At 70.5% G+C, this 2,918-nt stretch carries 2 protein-coding genes and 2 pseudogenes; all 4 read right to left on the reverse strand.

Features of this window, described 5'->3' with window-relative positions; translation table 11 throughout:
* Positions 1-93: 93 nt before the first annotated feature.
* A pseudogene (locus ACIKT0_RS16255) lies at positions 94-1,494 on the reverse strand (heme lyase CcmF/NrfE family subunit); the annotation flags it as partial.
* Positions 1,491-1,991, reverse strand: a complete 501-nt coding sequence (ccmE, locus tag ACIKT0_RS16260) for a cytochrome c maturation protein CcmE (RefSeq protein ID WP_407106414.1) — start codon at positions 1,989-1,991, stop codon at positions 1,491-1,493. The gene ccmE and the pseudogene ACIKT0_RS16255, both read right to left, overlap by 4 nt.
* An 11-nt stretch (positions 1,992-2,002) precedes the next feature.
* Entirely contained in the window at positions 2,003-2,722 is a 720-nt protein-coding gene (locus ACIKT0_RS16265; RefSeq protein WP_407106416.1) for a tetratricopeptide repeat protein, read from the reverse strand.
* Between the two features lie 89 nt (positions 2,723-2,811).
* Positions 2,812-2,918, reverse strand: a pseudogene (locus tag ACIKT0_RS16270) (50S ribosomal protein L1); the annotation flags it as partial.

The following is a 2,918-nucleotide window of genomic DNA, read 5'->3' on the forward strand; positions in this document are numbered from 1 at the left end:
ATGTCGTCGAACTGGATCGAGAAGGGGTCGCCGCCGCTCGACTTCAGCTGCTCATAGCGGGCAGCGAGGCCGGAGAACTTGTCGAGAATAGCCATCACGCATTAGGCCCACCATGGCGAACAGCGCGACGCCAACCCCGAGCGGGGCGAGCGTCGGGCCGCCGCGCAGGAAGCCCGCGACCAGCGCCGTGCCGAGGATCGCTACGCCGAACGCGAAGGTCAGGCCCTGCGCGGCCCGCAGCGCGTCGCCGCGCTTCCAGGCGAGCAGCGGCGCGAACGGCATGACCATCAGCACCGGCAGCATGATCGGGCCGAAGGTCATGTTGAAGAAGGGCGGCCCGACCGAGATCTTCTCGCCCGTGAACGCCTCGAGCGCGAGCGGGTAGAGGGTGCCGATGAACACCGCCGCGCAGGCCGCCGTGAGGAAGATGTTGTTCATCACCAGCGCGCCTTCGCGGCTCACCGGCGCGAACAGGCCGCCCTGCTTCAGGACTGGGGCGCGGAAGGCGTAGAGCGTCAGGCTGCCGCCGACGAACACGCTGAGGATGAGCAGGATCGCGACGCCGCGCGCGGGATCCACCGCGAAGGCGTGCACCGAGGTGAGCACGCCCGAGCGCACCAGGAAGGTGCCGAGCAGCGACAGCGCGAAGGTCAGCAGCGCGAGCAGGATCGTCCAGACCTTCAGCGCCTCGCGCTTCTCCATCACCACGGCGGAGTGCAGCAGCGCGGTCCCGGACAGCCAGGGCATCAGCGAGGCGTTCTCGACCGGATCCCAGAACCAGAAGCCGCCCCAGCCGAGTTCGTAATAGGCCCAGTAGGAGCCCATCGCGATGCCGAGCGTCAGGAACAGCCAGGCGGTGAGCGTCCACGGCCGGACCCAGCGCGCCCAGGCGGCGTCGACGCGGCCTTCGAGCAGCGCCGCGACCGCGAAGGAGAAGGCCATCGAGAAGCCGACATAGCCGACATAGAGCAGCGGCGGATGGATCGCGAGGCCGGGGTCCTGCAGCAGCGGATTGAGGTCCTGCCCCTCGACCGGGGCCGGCCACACCCGCCGGAACGGGTTCGAGGTGACAAGGACGAACAGCAGGAAAGCGACGGAGATCATCGCCTGCACGGCGAGAACGTCGGCCTTGAGCCGCATCGGGAGATTGCGCCCGAACAGCGCGACCAGCGCGCCGAACAGGACGAGGATCAGCACCCACAGCAGCAGGGAGCCCTCATGGTTCCCCCACACGCCGGAGATCTTGTAGATCAGCGGCTTGGCCGAGTGCGAGTTCTCGACGACGTTCAGCACCGAGAAGTCGGAGGTCACATAGGCGTGGGTGAGCGCCGCGAACGAGACCGCCACCAGCACGAATTGCGCGACCGCGAGCGGGCTCCCGAGGCCCATGAGCGCGGCGTCGCGAACCCGCGCGCCCCACAGGGGCAGCGTCGCCTGCAGCAGGGCTACGGCGAGCGCGAGAACGAGCGCGTAATGTCCGGCTTCCGCGATCATTTGGGGGCCGCTCCGCCGGTCTCGGGCCGCCATTCGCCCTGGGCCTTAAGCCGATCCGCGACGTCCTTCGGCATGTAGTTCTCGTCGTGCTTGGCGAGCACCGAGTCGGCCCGGAACACGCCATCCTGGCCGACCGAGCCTTCCGTGACGACGCCCTGCCCTTCGCGGAACAGGTCAGGCAGCAGGCCGGTGAAGGTCACCGGCAGTTCGCTCTTCATGTCCGTGACGACGAAATGCGTCGTCGTCCCCTCATGCCTGACGGAGCCCTGCTTGACGAGGCCGCCAAGCCGGAGCCTCGCCCCGGGCGCCTCGGCGCGGGCGGCGATCTCGCTCGGCGTCCGGAAGAACACCAGCGTGTCGCTGAAGGCGTTGAGGATCAGCGCCGTGGCGGCGGCGAGCACAAGGCCGACCACCGCGAGCAGCGCCAGCCTTCGCCGTTTGCGGGCGCCCGCGCGCCGGCGCGGAGACGGAAAGGACGGAGCGGCGTCGATCGTCATCCCTGCACCCTCTACGCGCCTCTGCCCTCGAGACCAAGCCCCAGCGCCAGCGCATCGAGCCGCGCGGCCGCCCGGCCGTCCCCGGAGAACTTCGCCCTCGCCTGCTCGATCGCGGCCCTGGCCTTGTCCGTGTCGCCGAGCACCGCGCGCGCTCTCGCCAGCCTCAGCCACTCGCCAAGGTCGCCTCCCTCCCCGGCCAGCCGGTCGCCCAGGGCGTCGACCATCTCCCGCACCTTGGCCATGCGCTGCTCCGGCGTCTTGAGCGCCTCGGCCTCCGCTCCCGTCGGCAGCGGCAGCGGCGGAACCTCGGCCATGCGCTGCAATTCGTCCTTCAGCGCGCCCAGATAGGGCGCGTCCTGGGGCGCGCGCTCCATCAGGGTCTTGAGCCGGGCGAGCGCGGCCGGCAGGTCGCCGTCCTGCTGCGCGGCCCGCGCCAGATAGAGCGAGCCCTTGATCGACGGCGCGTCCCCCTCGACGGAGCGCTCGAACGCGATTCGCGCGTCCTGGGTGACCACGCCTTCCGCCGCCGCGAACAGCGCCTCGCCGAGATTGGCCTGCCGGTCCGGCGTGGAGCCCAGCAGCCTGATCACGTTGCGATAGGCGCCGGCGGCGTCGTCCGCCCGTCCGATGCCGAGGTAGATCGGCGCGATCACCTCCCAGCCGCGGCCGTCGTCGGGGTTCTTGGCGAGCGCCGCCTCGACGCGCGAGACCATATCGGCGACGCGGGTCACGTCCGGCGCCTGCTTCGCCCGGGCTGCGAGCGGCTGATCCGGAACGCCGGGACTGCCGAGGACCGAGTAGCCGCCGAGCGACACCAGCCGTCGAACTTGGCGGTCGCCCGCTCCTTGACGAGCGCGAGCGCCTCGTCGAGGCCGTAAAGCTTGGTGCGATCCACGCCCTCACGGGCCTTGGCGACGCGCTTTCCGA

Source organism: Hansschlegelia beijingensis, from assembly GCF_045505405.1.
GTDB lineage: Bacteria > Pseudomonadota > Alphaproteobacteria > Rhizobiales > Methylopilaceae > Methylopila > Methylopila beijingensis_A.